The organism is Burkholderia sp. Ed8 (genome assembly GCF_040761425.1).
GTDB classification, from domain to species: domain Bacteria; phylum Pseudomonadota; class Gammaproteobacteria; order Burkholderiales; family Burkholderiaceae; genus Burkholderia; species Burkholderia seminalis.
Map to the genome: position 1 here is coordinate 1 of NZ_CP142886.1, position 18,319 is coordinate 18,319.

General features: G+C 61.8%; 14 protein-coding genes, 2 tRNA genes and 3 rRNA genes. 8 read left to right on the top strand and 11 right to left on the bottom strand.

The genetic code is table 11. The features are described from left to right. Positions 1-58: 58 nt before the first annotated feature. The 5 genes from rrf to VXM69_RS13810 all read right to left on the bottom strand — a co-directional run bounded on the left by rrf (position 59) and on the right by VXM69_RS13810 (position 5,248). A 5S ribosomal RNA gene (gene rrf, locus VXM69_RS13790) occupies positions 59-171 on the bottom strand. Positions 172-292: 121 nt separating this feature from the next. Further along, positions 293-3,174: ribosomal RNA gene (locus VXM69_RS13795) — 23S ribosomal RNA — on the bottom strand. Between the two features lie 287 nt (positions 3,175-3,461). After that, positions 3,462-3,537 (bottom strand) — tRNA-Ala (locus VXM69_RS13800). Positions 3,538-3,575: 38 nt separating this feature from the next. Next, positions 3,576-3,652 (bottom strand) — tRNA-Ile (locus tag VXM69_RS13805). A 63-nt stretch (positions 3,653-3,715) separates the two neighbouring features. Beyond that, positions 3,716-5,248, bottom strand: a 16S ribosomal RNA gene (locus VXM69_RS13810). Together the 16S, 23S and 5S rRNA genes with 2 tRNA genes alongside form the textbook arrangement of a ribosomal RNA operon. A gap of 567 nt (positions 5,249-5,815) precedes the next feature. On the opposite strand from VXM69_RS13810, the gene VXM69_RS13815 reads away from it, so the two are divergent. From VXM69_RS13815 to VXM69_RS13830, 4 genes are all read left to right on the top strand, one after another. Further along, a complete protein-coding gene (locus tag VXM69_RS13815) occupies positions 5,816-7,033 on the top strand; it encodes a DUF2863 family protein (RefSeq protein WP_034190826.1) in 1,218 nt (405 codons plus the stop codon). Positions 7,034-7,246: 213 nt separating this feature from the next. After that, positions 7,247-8,083 carry a LuxR C-terminal-related transcriptional regulator gene (locus tag VXM69_RS13820; RefSeq protein ID WP_367189758.1) on the top strand — a complete coding sequence of 279 codons (837 nt, stop codon included), beginning with the start codon at positions 7,247-7,249 and terminating at the stop codon, positions 8,081-8,083. 75 nt (positions 8,084-8,158) lie between these two features. Next, positions 8,159-8,833, top strand: coding sequence for an energy-coupling factor ABC transporter permease (locus tag VXM69_RS13825; RefSeq protein WP_034190824.1), 675 nt, complete (start codon positions 8,159-8,161; stop codon positions 8,831-8,833). Between the two features lie 139 nt (positions 8,834-8,972). Continuing rightward, positions 8,973-9,623 carry a hypothetical protein gene (locus tag VXM69_RS13830; protein WP_049028785.1) on the top strand — a complete coding sequence of 217 codons (651 nt, stop codon included), beginning with the start codon at positions 8,973-8,975 and terminating at the stop codon, positions 9,621-9,623. 82 nt (positions 9,624-9,705) lie between these two features. Here the strand turns inward: VXM69_RS13830 and VXM69_RS13835 are convergent, their stop codons facing one another. Continuing rightward, on the bottom strand, positions 9,706-10,860 hold the full coding sequence (locus VXM69_RS13835; protein ID WP_367189759.1) for a M14-type cytosolic carboxypeptidase: 1,155 nt from the start codon (positions 10,858-10,860) through the stop codon (positions 9,706-9,708). Positions 10,861-10,996: 136 nt separating this feature from the next. Continuing rightward, on the bottom strand, positions 10,997-11,779 hold the full coding sequence (gene yaaA / locus VXM69_RS13840; RefSeq protein ID WP_034190821.1) for a peroxide stress protein YaaA: 783 nt from the start codon (positions 11,777-11,779) through the stop codon (positions 10,997-10,999). A gap of 57 nt (positions 11,780-11,836) precedes the next feature. Between yaaA and VXM69_RS13845 the strand changes: the two genes are divergently transcribed. Both VXM69_RS13845 and VXM69_RS13850 read left to right on the top strand, forming a co-directional pair. Next, positions 11,837-12,334 carry a putative toxin-antitoxin system toxin component, PIN family gene (locus VXM69_RS13845; protein WP_034190820.1) on the top strand — a complete coding sequence of 166 codons (498 nt, stop codon included), beginning with the start codon at positions 11,837-11,839 and terminating at the stop codon, positions 12,332-12,334. Between the two features lie 33 nt (positions 12,335-12,367). Next, positions 12,368-13,540 carry a pyridoxal phosphate-dependent aminotransferase gene (locus VXM69_RS13850; protein ID WP_034190819.1) on the top strand — a complete coding sequence of 391 codons (1,173 nt, stop codon included), beginning with the start codon at positions 12,368-12,370 and terminating at the stop codon, positions 13,538-13,540. A gap of 41 nt (positions 13,541-13,581) precedes the next feature. Here the strand turns inward: VXM69_RS13850 and VXM69_RS13855 are convergent, their stop codons facing one another. Continuing rightward, entirely contained in the window at positions 13,582-14,238 is a 657-nt protein-coding gene (locus VXM69_RS13855) for a glutathione S-transferase (protein WP_059558091.1), read from the bottom strand. A gap of 202 nt (positions 14,239-14,440) precedes the next feature. Between VXM69_RS13855 and VXM69_RS13860 the strand changes: the two genes are divergently transcribed. Continuing rightward, positions 14,441-15,232: an oxepin-CoA hydrolase, alternative type gene (locus VXM69_RS13860; RefSeq protein WP_034190817.1), complete on the top strand. Its 792-nt coding sequence runs from the start codon at positions 14,441-14,443 to the stop codon at positions 15,230-15,232. A 240-nt stretch (positions 15,233-15,472) separates the two neighbouring features. After that, on the top strand, positions 15,473-16,165 hold the full coding sequence (locus VXM69_RS13865; protein WP_034190816.1) for a glutathione binding-like protein: 693 nt from the start codon (positions 15,473-15,475) through the stop codon (positions 16,163-16,165). 46 nt (positions 16,166-16,211) lie between these two features. Here VXM69_RS13865 and VXM69_RS13870 read toward each other — a convergent pair whose 3' ends face one another. Genes VXM69_RS13870 through VXM69_RS13880 form a run of 3 tightly spaced genes read right to left on the bottom strand, consistent with a single transcriptional unit; the run spans position 16,212 to position 18,318 of the window. Then, complete coding sequence (locus VXM69_RS13870; RefSeq protein ID WP_049028277.1) at positions 16,212-16,688, bottom strand: MaoC family dehydratase; 477 nt, start codon at positions 16,686-16,688, stop codon at positions 16,212-16,214. Beyond that, positions 16,685-17,146 carry a MaoC family dehydratase gene (locus VXM69_RS13875; protein ID WP_367189760.1) on the bottom strand — a complete coding sequence of 154 codons (462 nt, stop codon included), beginning with the start codon at positions 17,144-17,146 and terminating at the stop codon, positions 16,685-16,687. The genes VXM69_RS13870 and VXM69_RS13875 overlap by 4 nt, the downstream gene beginning before the upstream one ends. 38 nt (positions 17,147-17,184) lie before the next feature. Next, entirely contained in the window at positions 17,185-18,318 is a 1,134-nt protein-coding gene (locus VXM69_RS13880) for an acyl-CoA dehydrogenase family protein (RefSeq protein ID WP_367189761.1), read from the bottom strand. Between the last annotated feature and the right edge of the window lies 1 nt (position 18,319).

Genomic DNA, 18,319 nt, shown 5'->3' on the forward strand with positions numbered 1-18,319 from the left:
TTCCGTCGCCGAAATGCAAAAACCCCCGCCTTTCGGGCGGGGGTTCTTGGCTTAGGGAGCCTGACGATTACCTACTTTCACACGGGAATCCGCACTATCATCGGCGTAGAGTCGTTTCACGGTCCTGTTCGGGATGGGAAGGGGTGGGACCGACTCGCTATGGTCATCAGGCAAAGAGGGTTGTTGCGTTGCTTCGCAGCGCAACCAATCTTGGAAGAAGCAGTAATTTTGGTGTTGTGCGTATCAGCACATCGCGGTCATTCAACCGCTGTCTGTAAAACAGACTTGTTATAGGATCAAGCCTTACGGGCAATTAGTATCAGTTAGCTGAACGCATTACTGCGCTTACACACCTGACCTATCAACGTCCTGGTCTCGAACGACCCTTCAAGGGGATCTAGTCCCCAGGGATATCTCATCTTAAGGCGAGTTTCCCGCTTAGATGCTTTCAGCGGTTATCTCTTCCGAACATAGCTACCCGGCGATGCCACTGGCGTGACAACCGGTACACCAGAGGTTCGTCCACTCCGGTCCTCTCGTACTAGGAGCAGCCCCCTTCAAATATCCAACGCCCACGGCAGATAGGGACCAAACTGTCTCACGACGTTTTAAACCCAGCTCACGTACCTCTTTAAATGGCGAACAGCCATACCCTTGGGACCGGCTACAGCCCCAGGATGAGATGAGCCGACATCGAGGTGCCAAACACCGCCGTCGATATGAACTCTTGGGCGGTATCAGCCTGTTATCCCCAGAGTACCTTTTATCCGTTGAGCGATGGCCCTTCCATACAGAACCACCGGATCACTATGACCTGCTTTCGCACCTGCTCGACTTGTCGGTCTCGCAGTTAAGCACGCTTATGCCATTGCACTATCAGCACGATTTCCGACCGTACCTAGCGTACCTTCGTACTCCTCCGTTACGCTTTGGGAGGAGACCGCCCCAGTCAAACTGCCTACCATGCACTGTCCCCGACCCGGATCACGGGCCAAGGTTAGAACCTCAAACAAACCAGGGTGGTATTTCAAGGACGGCTCCACCGAAACTAGCGTTCCGGTTTCATAGCCTCCCACCTATCCTACACAGATCGGTTCAAAGTCCAATGCAAAGCTACAGTAAAGGTTCATGGGGTCTTTCCGTCTAGCCGCGGGTAGATTGCATCATCACAAACACTTCAACTTCGCTGAGTCTCGGGAGGAGACAGTGTGGCCATCGTTACGCCATTCGTGCAGGTCGGAACTTACCCGACAAGGAATTTCGCTACCTTAGGACCGTTATAGTTACGGCCGCCGTTTACCGGGACTTCAATCAAGAGCTTGCACCCCATCATTTAATCTTCCGGCACCGGGCAGGCGTCACACCCTATACGTCCACTTTCGTGTTTGCAGAGTGCTGTGTTTTTATTAAACAGTCGCAGCCACCAGTTTATTGCAACCCCTTCACCCTCCTGGCGCAGGCCAGTCAAGCTACAAGGGCGTACCTTATCCCGAAGTTACGGTACCAATTTGCCGAGTTCCTTCTCCCGAGTTCTCTCAAGCGCCTTAGAATACTCATCTCGCCCACCTGTGTCGGTTTGCGGTACGGTCATCGTTAGACTGAAGCTTAGAGGCTTTTCTTGGAACCACTTCCAATTGCTTCGCTCCCTAAGGAGCTCGCGCCACACCCTTGAATTGCGCACCCGGATTTGCCTAAGTGCCTTCTCCAATGCAGCGACCGGGACTTCCAACACCCGGACAACCTTCCGCGATCCGTCCCCCCATCGCATCTAACAATGGTGCAGGAATATTGACCTGCTTCCCATCAGCTACGCATTTCTGCCTCGCCTTAGGGGCCGACTCACCCTACGCCGATGAACGTTGCGTAGGAAACCTTGGGCTTACGGCGAGGGGGCCTTTCACCCCCTTTATCGCTACTCATGTCAGCATTCGCACTTCCGATACCTCCAGCACGCTTTTCAACGCACCTTCGCAGGCTTACGGAACGCTCTCCTACCATGCGAGCAAAGCTCGCATCCGCAGCTTCGGTATATAGCTTAGCCCCGTTACATCTTCCGCGCAGGACGACTCGATCAGTGAGCTATTACGCTTTCTTTAAAGGGTGGCTGCTTCTAAGCCAACCTCCTGACTGTTTTAGCCTTCCCACTTCGTTTCCCACTTAGCTATATTTGGGGACCTTAGCTGGCGGTCTGGGTTGTTTCCCTCTTGACACCGGACGTTAGCACCCGATGTCTGTCTCCCGTGATTGCACTCTTCGGTATTCGGAGTTTGCTATGGCGGGGTAATCTGCAATAGACCCCCCAACCATGACAGTGCTCTACCCCCGAAGGTGAGACACGAGGCACTACCTAAATAGTTTTCGGAGAGAACCAGCTATTTCCAGGTTTGTTTAGCCTTTCACCCCTATCCACAGCTCATCCCCTAACTTTTCAACGTTAGTGGGTTCGGACCTCCAGTACGTGTTACCGCACCTTCATCCTGGCCATGGATAGATCACCTGGTTTCGGGTCTACGCCCAGCAACTGAACGCCCTATTCGGACTCGCTTTCGCTACGCCTGCCCTATACGGTTAAGCTTGCTACTGAACGTAAGTCGCTGACCCATTATACAAAAGGTACGCCGTCACCCCTTACGAGGCTCCGACTGTTTGTATGCATGCGGTTTCAGGATCTATTTCACTCCCCTCCCGGGGTTCTTTTCGCCTTTCCCTCACGGTACTGGTTCACTATCGGTCGATCACGAGTATTTAGCCTTGGAGGATGGTCCCCCCATCTTCAGACAGGATTTCACGTGTCCCGCCCTACTTGTCGCACACCTAGTTCTTTCATACTGTTTTCGCCTACGGGGCTATCACCCGCTATGGCCGCACTTTCCAGAGCGTTCGGCTAACAATACAAATAAAGAGTGCAAGGCTCATCCCATTTCGCTCGCCACTACTTTGGGAATCTCGGTTGATTTCTTTTCCTGCGGTTACTTAGATGTTTCAGTTCACCGCGTTCGCTTCGCATGGCCTATGTATTCAGCCATGGATACTCCAAAAGGAGTGGGTTTCCCCATTCGGACATCTACGGATCAAAGCTCGTTTGCCAGCTCCCCGTAGCTTTTCGCAGGCTACCGCGTCCTTCATCGCCTGTGATCGCCAAGGCATCCACCACATGCACTTGTTCGCTTGACCCTATAACGAGTCTGTCTCTCGACAGCCGCTACAGGTTGAGTTCTCGCGTTGTGCCGTATTCCAATTGAGTCAAACATAGAGTTCGAATCATCTTGAGATACATCGATACAATCACAACCCGGATAGTTTCCACGTCCATCTCAAGACGCTTCCGCTATCCAAATTACTTACTTCTTCCAGATTGTTAAAGAACGACAGCCGATATCTGTTGATATCCTCTGACTGGCTCAATCGCCAATGCAAAATTCTCGGTTCAGCGTGTGAACCAAGCACTTAGCGTTGGTGATTGGTGGAGGCAGACGGGATCGAACCGACGACCCCCTGCTTGCAAAGCAGGTGCTCTCCCAGCTGAGCTATGCCCCCATTGAGTACAGATGCCTCAGGTACCTACCGCCAGACAATGGTGGGTCTGGTTGGATTCGAACCAACGACCCCCGCCTTATCAAGACGGTGCTCTAACCGACTGAGCTACAGACCCCTGAGTCTGTCTTTAAATTTACAGCCGATAAGCGTGAGCGCTCAACTTTGCGAGAAGCTCTGGAAAGGAGGTGATCCAGCCGCACCTTCCGATACGGCTACCTTGTTACGACTTCACCCCAGTCATGAATCCTACCGTGGTGACCGTCCTCCTTGCGGTTAGACTAGCCACTTCTGGTAAAACCCACTCCCATGGTGTGACGGGCGGTGTGTACAAGACCCGGGAACGTATTCACCGCGGCATGCTGATCCGCGATTACTAGCGATTCCAGCTTCATGCACTCGAGTTGCAGAGTGCAATCCGGACTACGATCGGTTTTCTGGGATTAGCTCCCCCTCGCGGGTTGGCAACCCTCTGTTCCGACCATTGTATGACGTGTGAAGCCCTACCCATAAGGGCCATGAGGACTTGACGTCATCCCCACCTTCCTCCGGTTTGTCACCGGCAGTCTCCTTAGAGTGCTCTTGCGTAGCAACTAAGGACAAGGGTTGCGCTCGTTGCGGGACTTAACCCAACATCTCACGACACGAGCTGACGACAGCCATGCAGCACCTGTGCGCCGGTTCTCTTTCGAGCACTCCCACCTCTCAGCAGGATTCCGACCATGTCAAGGGTAGGTAAGGTTTTTCGCGTTGCATCGAATTAATCCACATCATCCACCGCTTGTGCGGGTCCCCGTCAATTCCTTTGAGTTTTAATCTTGCGACCGTACTCCCCAGGCGGTCAACTTCACGCGTTAGCTACGTTACTAAGGAAATGAATCCCCAACAACTAGTTGACATCGTTTAGGGCGTGGACTACCAGGGTATCTAATCCTGTTTGCTCCCCACGCTTTCGTGCATGAGCGTCAGTATTGGCCCAGGGGGCTGCCTTCGCCATCGGTATTCCTCCACATCTCTACGCATTTCACTGCTACACGTGGAATTCTACCCCCCTCTGCCATACTCTAGCCTGCCAGTCACCAATGCAGTTCCCAGGTTGAGCCCGGGGATTTCACATCGGTCTTAGCAAACCGCCTGCGCACGCTTTACGCCCAGTAATTCCGATTAACGCTTGCACCCTACGTATTACCGCGGCTGCTGGCACGTAGTTAGCCGGTGCTTATTCTTCCGGTACCGTCATCCCCCGACTGTATTAGAGCCAAGGATTTCTTTCCGGACAAAAGTGCTTTACAACCCGAAGGCCTTCTTCACACACGCGGCATTGCTGGATCAGGCTTTCGCCCATTGTCCAAAATTCCCCACTGCTGCCTCCCGTAGGAGTCTGGGCCGTGTCTCAGTCCCAGTGTGGCTGGCCGTCCTCTCAGACCAGCTACTGATCGTCGCCTTGGTAGGCCTTTACCCCACCAACTAGCTAATCAGCCATCGGCCAACCCTATAGCGCGAGGCCCGAAGGTCCCCCGCTTTCATCCATGGATCGTATGCGGTATTAATCCGGCTTTCGCCGGGCTATCCCCCACTACAGGACATGTTCCGATGTATTACTCACCCGTTCGCCACTCGCCACCAGGTGCAAGCACCCGTGCTGCCGTTCGACTTGCATGTGTAAGGCATGCCGCCAGCGTTCAATCTGAGCCAGGATCAAACTCTTCAGTTTAAACCTGTTACTGTTTTCGGTTCGGTTAAGAACCGGTCGCTCACTCAAAGCTGACAGGAATATGAATCACTTCATAAACCTGACTTACTTTAGTGTGAGACTCTTGATACTTTCGCTATCTGATCCGAGGATCAGCTCGCTGTCATCAAGCGCCCACACTTATCGGCTGTTAATTTTTAAAGAGCAATCTGCGAGGAACTTCGTGTTTCCCGGCAGCGCTGCGTTTTCAGCAGCAGAGAAGCGAGATTATGAACCGTGTTTCGCAGCTCGTCAACAACTTTTTGCACTACGTCGTTGCGACCGCGGGGCTCAACTTCCGTACCGTCGGGGCCGTTCCTGCCAAGCCTCAACCGCACTGCTTCCCTTCCTTCCGCGCCGCGTTTCCGTGAGCGCGAAAGAGGCGTGATTCTATGCACCCGTCGGCAATCGCGCAAGGGGCTCGACGCAACTTTTTCTACGAAAGCCGCATTTCGGCCCGCCACGCATGTCCCGGCACGAGACCGCTTATGGTGCACAGAACGGACTAGAATGTGAGGTTCTTCGCCTCTTTCTATATACGTCTTTAATATGCGCCAGCGAATCGCCAAACGCCTCCCCCCCGATGCCGACAAACTGGTCGGTCTGTCGCTTGCGCTCTTCGCCTCGGGCAGCCGCATCGAGGATCGCTTCTGGGAAGCGAAGCTCGATGCGCTGCTCGCCAAGATTGTCCGCAACGGCAACCAGACCACGCTCGACGCAGCACTCGATCATCTTCAGCAGAATCACCCCGATGCGTACGGTGCACTGGCCGACATGGCCGAGACGCACAGCGAGTCGATGGTGATCGAGCACGACGGCCAGCCGTACGATGCGCTGCTGGTCGCGGTTCCGGTGCTCGCGTGGACGCGCTACATGATTCCGTCGGGTCCGCTCAAGGGCGACGTTACCGACGCGCTGCGAACGCACCTGCAGGCACACGTCCTCGCGAACGGCACGCTCGTCGGGCTGGCGCCGTTCCTCTACAGCATCGACCAGCTGCCGCGGCACCACGTCGAGACCTACCGCCTTGCGCAGCAGCTCGCGCATGCGGCGATCGGCCAGCACACGCCCAAACTGGGCTTCGGCGACCTGCCCGAAACGTCGCCGATCCTGGCCGATCCCCGCTTCCTCCTTGCGGTCGTCGCCGCGCCTGCCGGCGCGCCGCTGTTCCGCTGGCAGGAAGAGGAGAACGGCAGCCGGATCGAACGCGGCCAGTGTCTCGAGCAGTGGACGGCCCAGGGCGGCCCGAACCTGTCGATCGCCCTGCCCGGCTGCGAATTCGAATGCCTGCTTCCGGACGCGTACTACTCGGCCTGCCGCGATGCGGACGAGCGTATCCGTCCGCACACGGTACGAACGGCCATTCGTTATCTGTTTGACACACTTGGTGCGGCGCCGCAGGAGTTGCGCGCGGTGGTCGCCGGCTTCGGCGAACGCCGCATCGACGAGTATCGCGTCGGCTTCACGCGGCGCGCCAGCAACGACGTGATCTACGGCGTCGTCTGGCCGCTGTACGGCCGCGAAAACGGCGACGTGTCGATCGACAACGCGACGCTCGAAGACGAAGCGCCGATGGAAGGACCGCTCGAGGAAATCGTGAGCCTGCTGAAGGAATGCGGCGTAACCGACGTCCGCAGGCACGCGGGCCGCTTCGAACCGGAATACTGCGACGACTGCGGCGTGCCGCTCTACGCGGATCCGCTCGGCGAAATCGTCCATGCGGAAATGCCGGAAGACGCATCGCCCGCCCAGCCGCACTTCCACTGATCCGACGCCGCAGGCCGCCACGCGCCTGTCGGTCCGAAGCCGCTCCCGGTTCCCGCCGGAGCGGCTTTTTTTCTTGTCCGATCCTTTTCCGCCCGAAATTTCGGACAACTCCTAAGCCTTTCAGCCTAGCAGACATCGTGTAAGGTCTTTGTCATGATCGGAATCAACGCATGCCCGACAGCAATCAATGACTCAACCTAACGGAGATTGAATATGCGGTTCCTGATGCTCAATTCAGACGCCGAGCGGCGTGATGGACTGAAGGCCCTGCTGCGGCAGATCGACCGTCACGCCAGCATCAACGATGCGCCCGACAGTTTCCAGGCGCGCCGCCTGCTGCGTGCCCAGCGCTTCGACCTCGTCGCGATCGACTGGCTCGACGTAGGCCGGCTCGGCGAGCTTCAGGCGATCTGCAGCGCGTGCTCGCCGACACCGGCCGCCGTACTGGTCGACGAAGCGCCACCCGATGCCGTCCAGCGCTTCTTCAACCATGGTGTCGCGGGCGTGATCCCGCACTCCACGCGGCCGCACCTGATCGTGCGGGCGCTCGAGATCGTGCTGCTGGGCGGGCACTACATTCCGCCGAGCGCGCTGAGTCTGCTGCCCTCCGTGGCCGCGGCACGCCACGATGCCCATTTCCAGACGCTTGCCGGATCGCTTCCCCGCCGCCCGCCCAGCGGCCTCCTGTCGCCGCGGCAAGCGCAGATCATGCGCTTCGTCCACATGGGCAGCACGAACAAGATGATCGCCCGGACGCTCGGCATCAGCGAAGGCACCGTGAAGATCCACCTCGCCAGCATCTTCCAGCAGCTCGGTGCCGCAAACCGCGCCGCCGCGGTCGCGATCTACAACGGCTGGCTCTCGCCGCACCTCGAGGTGCTGCTGGCGAACCGCAACCGCGCACGCAAACCGAACATCGGCGAACGCGGTCCGGTTCCGCTGCGTGCACAACGGAACGACCATCCGTACCCATTGCCGGCCGTAAACGCCGGCACGCAAGACCTGCCACTCGCCGCCGAGCCACCGGCATGGTTCCGGCGCGGGCGCTAGGCAAACAGTCTCGATATTGCGACGGTCGGTATGTGTGGATTCCCACCTTTGATGCTCAACGAGTAATATGAACGCATGGGTTTTCTTTTCACACCGCTTCCGCTCTGGGTTGGCATCGGTGGCTGGATCGCCGCCGCGGCCCTGCTCGCGCTCGCGATCTGGAATCGCCCGTTCGTACGCCTGCAGGATGCCACGCTGCAGCACGTGTGGCTCGCGCTCGTCACCGCAATTTCGGTCCTCTGGGCATCGAATGCCTGGCTCGAAGACGGCATCGTCATGCATCTGCTTGGCGCCACGCTGCTCGTCACACTGTTCGACTGGACACTCGCGCTGATCGCAATGGGCGCCGTCACGGCGGTTGCCGCGATCATCTTCGACGCGCCGTGGCAGGGCATTGGCCTGACCTATCTGATCTACGGGGCGCTCCCTGTCGCCGTGTCGGCGTTGCTGCAGCGCGCCGCGCTCGCGTGGTTGCCGCACAATCTCGCATCGTTCATCACCGGGCAGGGGTTCCTGTCGCCGGCCATCGCGATCGTCGCGGTCGCCGCAGCGGCGGCCGGTGTCCAGCTCGCGCTCGCGGACGGCGTGCCCGTCGTCATTCCGGCCGGCTATCTGCTGAACACCGCGCTGCTCGCGCTCGGCGAAGCGTGGTTCACCGGCATGGCGACGGCACTCATCGCCGTCTACCGCCCTGCGTGGGTCACGACCTTCGACGTCCGGCGCTATCGCCTCGGCGGCCCGCGCGCCTGAATTTCCTCCGGATTCACACACGGTCCACGCATGCCGCACGCCTCTTCCGCGGCGCGGCAGAACAGGCCGTCTACTGCCGCACAACTTTTTTACGCTAAGATTGAACTCCTGTTCTTCATCGGGCATCTATAGGAGCCCGATGTCTCATTCGCTCCTCACCAATAACCAGATGGACAGCTCACCTGCCTCGCTCCGGATTTTCCGGGCGCTCGGCAAGCTGGCAGCCTGTATCGCGGGCCTGTCGCTTGCGCTTCCCACACCGGCATTCGCCGACCTGCTCGACCAGCGCTCCGAACTGATCAACAAATTCGTCAACGAGATGCATGCCGATCCGCTCGCCGCCGATTGTGCGGCGCACGGCAGCTTCATCGCCAGTACCTCGACAGCGTTCGACCGCGTCGACTTCGCGCCGAACGCATTCGACAGCGGCAACGCGACGATCACGCCGTGGAACGACTCGTTCGACCAGGGCAAGCAGCGCGTGAAGGTCGACAACATCGTCACGGTCGACGGGCAAGGCATTCACAGCGACGGCAGCGACCCGACGCCGCTGAAATTCCGTTGCGGTTATGTCGGCCAGCAAATGCTCGCGTTCAGCTGGAACGACCCCGTCCCACCGCTGAAGCCGCGCGTGGAACGCTCGTCGTCGACGAAGAAGTTCAAGGGCAAGTCGCACCGCGGCAAGGCCAAGGCGAAGGCATCGGGCCGCACCGGCAAGAAGGCCGTGACCACGAAGAAATCGAGCGGCCAGAAGAAAGCCGTCAAGAAAAAAACCGCGAAGAAGTCCTGATACGACCGAGCGGCAACGACAGACGCAAAAAAGCCGGGGCATCCTGTGATGCCCCGGCTTTTTTCATATGACGACGATACGCTTACGCGAACGTGTCGACGTGCACCAGAATCGCGGCCAGCATCGCCGCGCCAAGCGCCGCGCTGCGCTCGCCGTTCCAGCCGACGCGCTCGTCGGGCAGGTTCGCGTTGTCCTTGAACGGCATCTCGAGCGTCAGCGACAGGCAACCGAACTGGTGGCCGATGTATTTCGACGCCAGCTTGAGCGCATCTTCCTTGTACTTGCTTGCCGCATAGCCGTGCTCGGTCTGGAAGTCGGGACTCGCGACCTTGAACGCGTCGATGAACGCGGCCTGTTCCTTGCCCTGCTGCGCGGTAAAGCTCGGCAGCATCTCCGAACCGGCGACGAACACGTACGGCAGATCCTCGTCGCCGTGAATGTCGAAGAACATGTCGCAGCCGATCGCATGGATCGCGTCACGCACGGCCAGCACTTCGGGGCTGCGCTCGGCATCCGGCGCCATCCACTCGCGATTCAGGTTCGCGCCTGCCGCATTGGTGCGCAGGTTGCCATACACGCTGCCGTCCGGGTTCATGTTCGGGACGATGTGGAACGTCACGCGATCGTAGAGCTTGCGCGCGACCGGATCGCCAGCCCAGTCGCCCCATCCCGCCAGCCGCTTGACGAGGCCCTCGACGAACCACTCGGCCATCGACTCGCCCGGATGCTGGCGCGCGATGATCCATACCTTCTTCTTCGGCGCGTCGCCGGTTTCCGGCGTGCCGAGCGTCAGCAGCGACATCGGACGGCCTTCGACCGTACGGCCAAGTTCGACGACGCTCGCCTGCGGCAGCTGCTGGACCGCGCCGAGAAACGCCGCATGACGCTCTTCCGAATACGGCTCGAAATACGCGTAGTAGATGCTGTCGAACTCCGGCGTATGGTCGATGGTCATCGTCTTGCCGTCGAACGTCGTCGGCACGCGAAACCAGTCGACCCGATCGTAGCTCGCCACCGCCTGGTAGTTGCGCCAGCCCGACGGATACGCGCATTCGGCCGCGTTCTCGAACGTCATCACGCACCGCTCGCCGCGCGCGCCCGTCAGCCGGTAGTAAAACCATTGCGCGAATTCCGAGCGATTGTCGCCGCGCACGCGCAGCCGGATCGCGTCGGGGCTGTCGCACGACACGACGTCGATCGCGCCTGCGTCGAAATTGCTGGTGATCGAAAGGGCCATCTGTCTCTCCTTTGTCGATCGGCGTGAGCGCTTTGACGCTCGCACCGGTCCCATGTAAAGCGGGCGGCCGAACGCACGGTATGCCGCGCGCCGGGCCTCATGCATGTGCCGGCCGTCTCGTGAACGGCCGGCCGGGTCACTCGCCGACTCGCCGGCGATATACGTACGTCGAATCGTTCGACGCAGCCGCGTCGAACGCATAGCCTTCCGTCGCAAAATCCTTCAGTGCCTTCGGGTCGGCAATCCGGTTCTCGACGACAAAACGCGCCATCAGCCCGCGCGCGCGCTTCGCATGGAAGCTGATGATCTTGTAGCGGCCGCCCTTCCAGTCCTCGAACACCGGCGTGACGACCGGCGCGGCCAGCAGCTTCGGCTTGACCGACTTGAAGTATTCGGTCGACGCGCAGTTGACCAGCACACGCGCCGCGCCGCTGCGCGTCTCGAGCTGCTCGTTCAGCGCCCGCGTGATGCGGTCGCCCCAGAACGCGTACAGATCCTTGCCGCGCGCGTTCGCGAAGCGCGTGCCCATCTCGAGCCGGTACGGCTGCAGCAGGTCGAGCGGACGCAGCAATCCGTACAGGCCCGACAGCACGCGCACGTGCTGCTGCGCATAGTCGAGATCGGCCGACGACAGCGATTTCGCGTCGAAACCTTCATAGACGTCGCCGTTGAACGCGAGCACGGCCTGCTTCGCATTGGCCGGCGTGAAGGACCGCGACCAGTCGGCATAGCGCTGGAAATTCAGGCGCGCAAGCGGATCGGAGATATCCATCAGCGTCGCGATGTCCTGCGGCGACAGCTTGCGCAGGCCGTCGATCAGCTCGGACGCGTCGTCGACGAATGCAGGCTTCGTGTAAGACTGGACGTGCGCGGGCGTATCGTAGTCGAGGGATTTGGCTGGAGAGAGAACGATTATCATAGAGGCTCGCTGGCACGCCGTGCCTTGCGGTCAGACGAAAACCACCGATTGTAACGAATGACCCGCTCTCTCGCCCCGCACGCCGCGCATCGCGTCGTGCTCGACTCGAACGTCTGGATCGACATCCTCGTATTCGACGACCCCGCTACGCGCCCGATCCGGGCCGCGCTGGAAAGCGGCGCGCTTGCCGCCGTGATCGACGGCCGCTGCCTGACCGAGCTCGAATACGTGCTCGACTATCCGCAGTTCCAGTCGCGCGCGATCGACAAGGCGGCCGCACTCGCGACCGTCGCCCGCCTCGCGAGCCTCGTCGAGCCGCCGCCTGTCGACGCCGACGCGCCGCCGCTGCCGAAGTGCAAGGACCGCGACGACCAGAAGTTTCTCGAACTTGCCCGCGCCGCACAGGCCGAGTGGCTCGTATCGAAAGACCGCGCGCTGCTGAAACTCGCGAAGCGCACCGCACGCGACTTCGGCTTCCGGATCGCGCAGCCCGCGCCGTTTGCCGAGGCCTGCGCGCTCGACGCCGCACCGGACACGACGACCACGCCGGCCTGACCTGCGCCGCACCACCCGAATCCGACCGTATCGATGAACGCTCCTTCAGACATGCCAACGACTCCCGTTTTCCCCTCGCGCCTGCCGAACGTCGGCACGACGATCTTCACGGTCATGAGCGCGCTTGCCGCCGAAAAAGGCGCGGTGAACCTCGGCCAGGGCTTCCCGGATTTCGATTGCGATCCGCGCATCGTCGATGCGGTCGCGACCGCGATGCGCAACGGGCACAACCAGTATCCGCCGATGGCCGGCGTCGCACCGCTGCGCGACGCGATCGCCGACAAGATCGCGCAGGTCTATGGCCGGCGCTACGATCCGGCCACCGAGATCACGGTGACGGCCGGCGCGACGCAGGCGCTGCTGACGGCGATCCTGTGCGCGGTGCATCCGGGCGATGAAGTGATCGTCGTCGAACCGACCTACGACAGCTACCTGCCGTCGATCGAGCTCGCGGGCGGCAAGCCCGTGTTCGTCACGCTCGAGGCGCCCGATTATGCGATCCCGTTCGACCGCCTCGCGGCCGCGATCACGCCGAAAACGCGAATGATCCTGATCAACACGCCGCACAACCCGACGGGTACCGTGTGGCGCGAGGCGGACATGCGCAAGCTCGCGGACATCGTGCGCGGCACCAACGTGCTGATCCTGTCCGACGAAGTGTACGAGCACATGGTCTACGACGGTGCACGCCACGAAAGCGTTGCGCGCTACCCGGAACTCGCCGCACGCAGCTTCATCGTGTCGAGCTTCGGCAAGACCTATCACGTGACGGGCTGGAAGGTCGGCTACGTCGCGGCGCCTGCCGCGCTGACCGCGGAATTCCGCAAGGTCCACCAGTTCAACGTCTTCACGGTGAACACGCCGATGCAGATCGGGCTCGCCGACTACCTGCGCGACCCGGCACCGTATCTGTCGCTGGCCGGTTTCTACCAGAAGAAGCGCGACTTCTTCCGTGCGGGCCTCGAGCGCACGCGCTTCAAGCTGCTGCCGTGCACGGGCACGTACTTTCAGTGCGTCGATTACTCGGCGATCAGCGACCTGCCCGAGGCGGAATTCTCGAAGTGGCTCACGTCGGAGATCGGCGTGGCCGCCATTCCGGTGTCGGCGTTCTATCACGAGCCGCATGAATCGGGCGTCGTACGCTTCTGCTTCGCGAAGCAGGAAAGCACGCTCGCGTCCGCGCTCGAACGGCTCGCCCGCCTGTAAACCCCGTATGGGCGGCCCCCGCCGCCCTGCCGGAACCGCGCTTACGAGCGCGCGACGCGCGTCGCTTCGATATATGCCTTGCGCTCGGCGGCCACGCGCTGCGCGGCCGGACGCTCGCCGACCTGCTTCGCGTGCGCCTTCCAGTCGATGCCGGCGTCGAGCAGGAAATCGCGCCCGAATATCGCCTTCGTCGCCATCCCGATGACCGGCAGATGAACCCACGCGGCGATGTCCGCGAGGCCGAACGTCTCGCCGAGCACATACGGCGAAAACCGCGTCATCTGCTTGAACGCATCGATCGCACGCGGCAGGCGCTTCTCGACGTGCGCCTTCGTCCCGTCGCTGACCTTGCCGCCGAAAAATGCCTCCGTATAGACCTCGCGCGTCATCCATTCGAGATACAGCTCGAGCGTCTCGACCAGTTCGCGCACCTTCGCGGCCGCGAACGGACTCGCCGGGAAAATGCCTTTTTCGGGATAGCGCGCGGCCAGGTATTCGACGATCGCCTGCGACTCGAACAATGCGCCTTCCTCGGTCTTCAGGAACGGAATCTTGCCGAGCGGCGAATCGACGAGCCGGGCCGGATCGCTGATCGGCAAACCGCACACCGACTCCTCGAACGGAATGTCGTGCTCGAGCAGCACGAACTTCACCTTGTTGTAATAGTTGGACAACGGCATACCGCACAGCTGTAGCATCAGGGTCTCCTTCCTTGCTGAAGCGCGGCCGTAACGGTGCCGGCCGCATCGAGATTCGTCGCGCCGAAAAGCACGTTCGTGCTAGTCTAAAGCAAGTTTTGCGTTCGTCACGACAACATTACATCCGCTGCGGCAGCCATTCCGGCTGTTCGCGCAACATGCGCGGCGCAGCCGCCCCGCCATCCGATGGAGACACGCTCGCATGAGTGCTGAACTGCTGGCCTCGCGTCCGCCCGAGAGCGATTCGACGCTCGTCCTCACGCTGTCCAATCCCGGCGCGCGCAATGCGCTGCATCCCGACATGTACGCGGCCGGCATCGAGGCGATTGCCACCGCCGATCGCGATCCCGCGATTCGAGCAGTCGTCCTGACCGGTGCCGATCGCTTCTTCTGCGCGGGCGGCAACCTGAACCGGCTGCTCGAGAACCGTTCGAAGGATCCGTCCTACCAGGCCGACAGCATCGACCAGCTCGCCGCTTGGGTCACGGCGATCCGCGCGTCGACGAAACCGGTGATCGCAGCCGTCGAAGGCGCCGCGGCCGGCGCGGGTTTCTCGCTCGCGCTCGCGTGCGACCTGATCGTCGCCGCGCACGACGCGAAATTCGTGATGTCGTATGCGCGTGTGGGCCTCACGCCGGACGGCGGCGGTTCGTGGTTCCTCGCGCGCGCACTGCCGCGCGCGATGGCGGCCGAACTTCTGTTCGAAGGCAAGCCGGTCACGGCCGAACGCCTGCATGCGCTCGGCGTCGTCAACCGGCTCGCCGTGCCCGGCGCGGCACTGACCGACGCGCTCGCGTGGGCCGACGCACTCGCCGGCATCTCGCCGAACGCCCTCACACGCATCAAGTCGCTGCTCGACGATGCGACGACGCAATCGCTCGAACCGCATCTCGGTACCGAGCGCGATCATTTCGTCGCGTCGCTGCATCATGCGGACGGGCTCGAAGGCATCACCGCGTTTCTCGAGAAACGCCAGCCGCGTTACAAGCGCTGATCGAGCCAGCCTTCTCCCGTGACGACGCGACGCCGCCCGGTCGTAACGGCGCTCGATACCGCGCAAGAAATGCACTGACGCACGTCGCGCCCGACGTCGGCGGCGCGCTTCACGCCGCCTGCGCACACGCATCGCCAGGCACGTTTCCGTCGCCAGCAGCCCGCGTCGATCCATGCTCTAATGTCCGCCTGTCGCGGCGCCCCCGGCGCCGTTTTCGCGCATGCAACCGAGGAGTTGACGATGATCGACGTCTATAGCTGGGCGACCCCGAACGGCCACAAGGTGCACATCATGCTCGAGGAAACGGGCCTCGCATACCGTGCACATCCGGTCGATATCGGCGCAGGCGACCAGTTCAAGCCCGACTTCCTGAAGATCAGCCCGAACAACAAGATCCCGGCCATCGTCGATCCGGACGGTCCCGGCGGCAAACCGATCTCGCTGTTCGAATCGGGCGCGATCCTGATCTATCTCGCGGAGAAGACCGGCAAGTTCCTGCCGACCGATCCGGCCGCGCGCTATGCAACGCTCGAGTGGCTGATGTTCCAGATGGGCGGCGTCGGCCCGATGCTCGGGCAGGCGCACCACTTCCGCCTGTACGCGCCGGAGAAGATCGAATACGCGGTCAACCGCTACACGAACGAAGCGAAACGCCTGTACAACGTGATGGACAAACGCCTCGGCGAATCCGAATATCTCGCGGGCGACGCGTACACGATCGCAGACATTGCGACGTTCCCGTGGACGCGTTCGTGGCAAAACCAGGGCATCGTGCTCGACGAGTTGCCGAACGTGAAGCGCTGGTACGACGCGATCGCCGCGCGACCCGCCGTGCAGCGCGGCGTCGAGGTGCTCGCGTCGATGCGCAAGGCACTGCAGGACGACAAGGCTCGCGAAGTGCTGTTCGGCGCGACGCAGTACGCGAAGCACTGACACGCAGGGACGGACGGGGCGGCAAGCGTGCCTGCCGCCCCGCGCGTCAGAAGTAGTGCAGCGTGATGAACTCCGCCGCGCACACCAGCAGCGGCGCATCGGGACGCTCGACCTGGATCGACACCGACCACGTCACCTGCACCCCGCCCTGCGCGGCGCCGGCGGTTTCCTTCACCGCGAACAGCGCACGCACGCGTGCACCGACCGGCACCGGCTTCAGGAATCGCACGCGATTCAGCCCGTAGTTCACGCCCATCTTCTGCTCGAAGCACATCGCATCGGTCATCAACGCGGGAATCAGCGACAGCGTCAGGAACCCGTGCGCGATCGGTCCGCCGAACGGCGACTCGCGTCGGGCGCGCTCGGGATCGACGTGAATCCATTGATGATCGCCGGTCGCGTCGGCGAAACCGTCGACGCGATGTTGGTCGATCGCGATCCAGCCGCTCGCGAGCGGCTCCGCGCCGACCCGTGCCTGCAACGCCTCGGCCGACGCGATCAGCGGCAAGGTCACGTCCGTCATGCGCTCGCCCCTCCCGGATGGCGCAGCCCGAAAAGCACCTTCGTATGCACGCTGATCACCGTCTCGCCGGCTTCGTTCACGCCGACCCACTCCGTCGACACGATGCCGCAGTCGGGCTTGCTCTCCGACACCCGCTTGTCGTGAACCTTCTGGTACATCGTGATCGTGTCGCCGGCCCGCACCGGCTTGAGCCAGCGGATCGAGTCGATGCCCGGCGAGCCCATGCTGGTCGAATCCGGCCCGAGCTTCCGGACGAGCAGGCTCATGAACACCGAGCACGTATGCCAGCCGCTCGCGACGAGGCCGCCGAAATGCGATGCCTTCCCGGCCGCCTCGTCGAGATGGAACGGTTGCGGATCGTAGCGCTGCGCGAACGCCTTGATGTCGTCGGGCTCGAACGTGTAGCGGCCCACTTCGGTCGTGCTGCCGACCACCAGGTCTTCGTAACTGATACCCACTTGCAAGTCTCCTTGTCTGGCGCGCTCGCGCGTCGCCGTCATGCCGCGTCGGCCTGCGCGAAATCGGGCAGCGCCGCGATCCGGGCAAGATGATGGTCGGTGTCGCCGAGCGTCGTCTCGATGATCGTCAGCCGCTTGAACAAATGCGCGGCGGCGACCTCGTTGGTCACGCCCATGCCACCATGCAACTGAATGGCCTGCTGCCCGACGAAACGCGCGGCCGCGCCAACACGTGCCTTCGCGGCGGACACGGCCTTGCGCCGCGCATCGGCGTCGCCGCTCGCGTAGCGCACCGCCGCCAGATAGGTCAGCGAGCGCGCCTGCTCCGCATGGATCAGCATGTCGACCATCCGGTGCTGCAGTGCCTGAAAACGCGCGATCGGCACGCCGAACTGCTCGCGCGTCTTCGTGTATTCGACCGTCGCGCGATTCAGCTCGTCGAGTGCGCCGACCGCTTCCGCGCACAGCAGGAACGTCGCGTAATCGGCAACCTGCTCGAGCGCCGCCGCGTCGCGCGCACCGCCCGTCAGCAGCCGGGCCGGCGTTGCGTTGAATTCGATCGTCGCGGCACGCTGGCCGTCGATCGTCCGGTAGTCGGTCACCTTCGCGTTCGCCGCGTCGCGTTCGACGACGAACAGGCCGATGCCGCCGCCATCGACACGCGCGGGCACGATCCACGCATGCGCCTGTGCGCCGTGCTGAACGACCGACTTGATGCCGGTCAGCCGGTACGTGCCGCCGTGCTCGCGCGCATGCGTGTCGAGCTCGTACAAATCGTAGCGCGCCTGCGGCTCATGGAACGCAACCGCCAGCCGTTTCTGTCCCTGCGCCACCGCCTCCAGCAACGCGGCATCGTCGCCCGCGCCGGAGCCGGCGATGCGCAGTGCCTCGACGCCGACCGCCGTGGCCCAGTACGGCTCGATCACGAGCGCGCGGCCGAGCTCCTGCATCACGACCAGCATGTCGACCGGACCGCCGCCGAAGCCGCACTGGGCGTCGGGCACCGGCAATGCGGTCAACCCCAGTTCGGTGAATGCGCGCCATTGCGCGTCCGAGACGCCCGTGTCGCCGCGCACGATCGCCTGACGCGCGTCGAAGCCGTATTGCTCGCCGAGATACCGGCGCAGCGCGTCGGCGAACTGCTGCTGCTCATCGGTAAAGCTGAAATCCATG

Excerpts from the sequence above, each read along its gene's own strand:
- VXM69_RS13815 (WP_034190826.1), top strand. The coding sequence starts at position 5,816 with ATGCGCCAGCGAATCGCCAAACGCCTCCCCCCCGATGCCGACAAACTG.
- VXM69_RS13820 (WP_367189758.1), top strand. The coding sequence starts at position 7,247 with ATGCGGTTCCTGATGCTCAATTCAGACGCCGAGCGGCGTGATGGACTG.
- VXM69_RS13825 (WP_034190824.1), top strand. The coding sequence starts at position 8,159 with ATGGGTTTTCTTTTCACACCGCTTCCGCTCTGGGTTGGCATCGGTGGC.
- VXM69_RS13830 (WP_049028785.1), top strand. The coding sequence starts at position 8,973 with ATGTCTCATTCGCTCCTCACCAATAACCAGATGGACAGCTCACCTGCC.
- VXM69_RS13835 (WP_367189759.1), bottom strand. The coding sequence starts at position 10,860 with ATGGCCCTTTCGATCACCAGCAATTTCGACGCAGGCGCGATCGACGTC.
- yaaA (WP_034190821.1), bottom strand. The coding sequence starts at position 11,779 with ATGATAATCGTTCTCTCTCCAGCCAAATCCCTCGACTACGATACGCCC.
- VXM69_RS13845 (WP_034190820.1), top strand. The coding sequence starts at position 11,837 with ATGACCCGCTCTCTCGCCCCGCACGCCGCGCATCGCGTCGTGCTCGAC.
- VXM69_RS13850 (WP_034190819.1), top strand. The coding sequence starts at position 12,368 with ATGAACGCTCCTTCAGACATGCCAACGACTCCCGTTTTCCCCTCGCGC.
- VXM69_RS13855 (WP_059558091.1), bottom strand. The coding sequence starts at position 14,238 with ATGCTACAGCTGTGCGGTATGCCGTTGTCCAACTATTACAACAAGGTG.
- VXM69_RS13860 (WP_034190817.1), top strand. The coding sequence starts at position 14,441 with ATGAGTGCTGAACTGCTGGCCTCGCGTCCGCCCGAGAGCGATTCGACG.
- VXM69_RS13865 (WP_034190816.1), top strand. The coding sequence starts at position 15,473 with ATGATCGACGTCTATAGCTGGGCGACCCCGAACGGCCACAAGGTGCAC.
- VXM69_RS13870 (WP_049028277.1), bottom strand. The coding sequence starts at position 16,688 with ATGACGGACGTGACCTTGCCGCTGATCGCGTCGGCCGAGGCGTTGCAG.
- VXM69_RS13880 (WP_367189761.1), bottom strand. The coding sequence starts at position 18,318 with ATGGATTTCAGCTTTACCGATGAGCAGCAGCAGTTCGCCGACGCGCTG.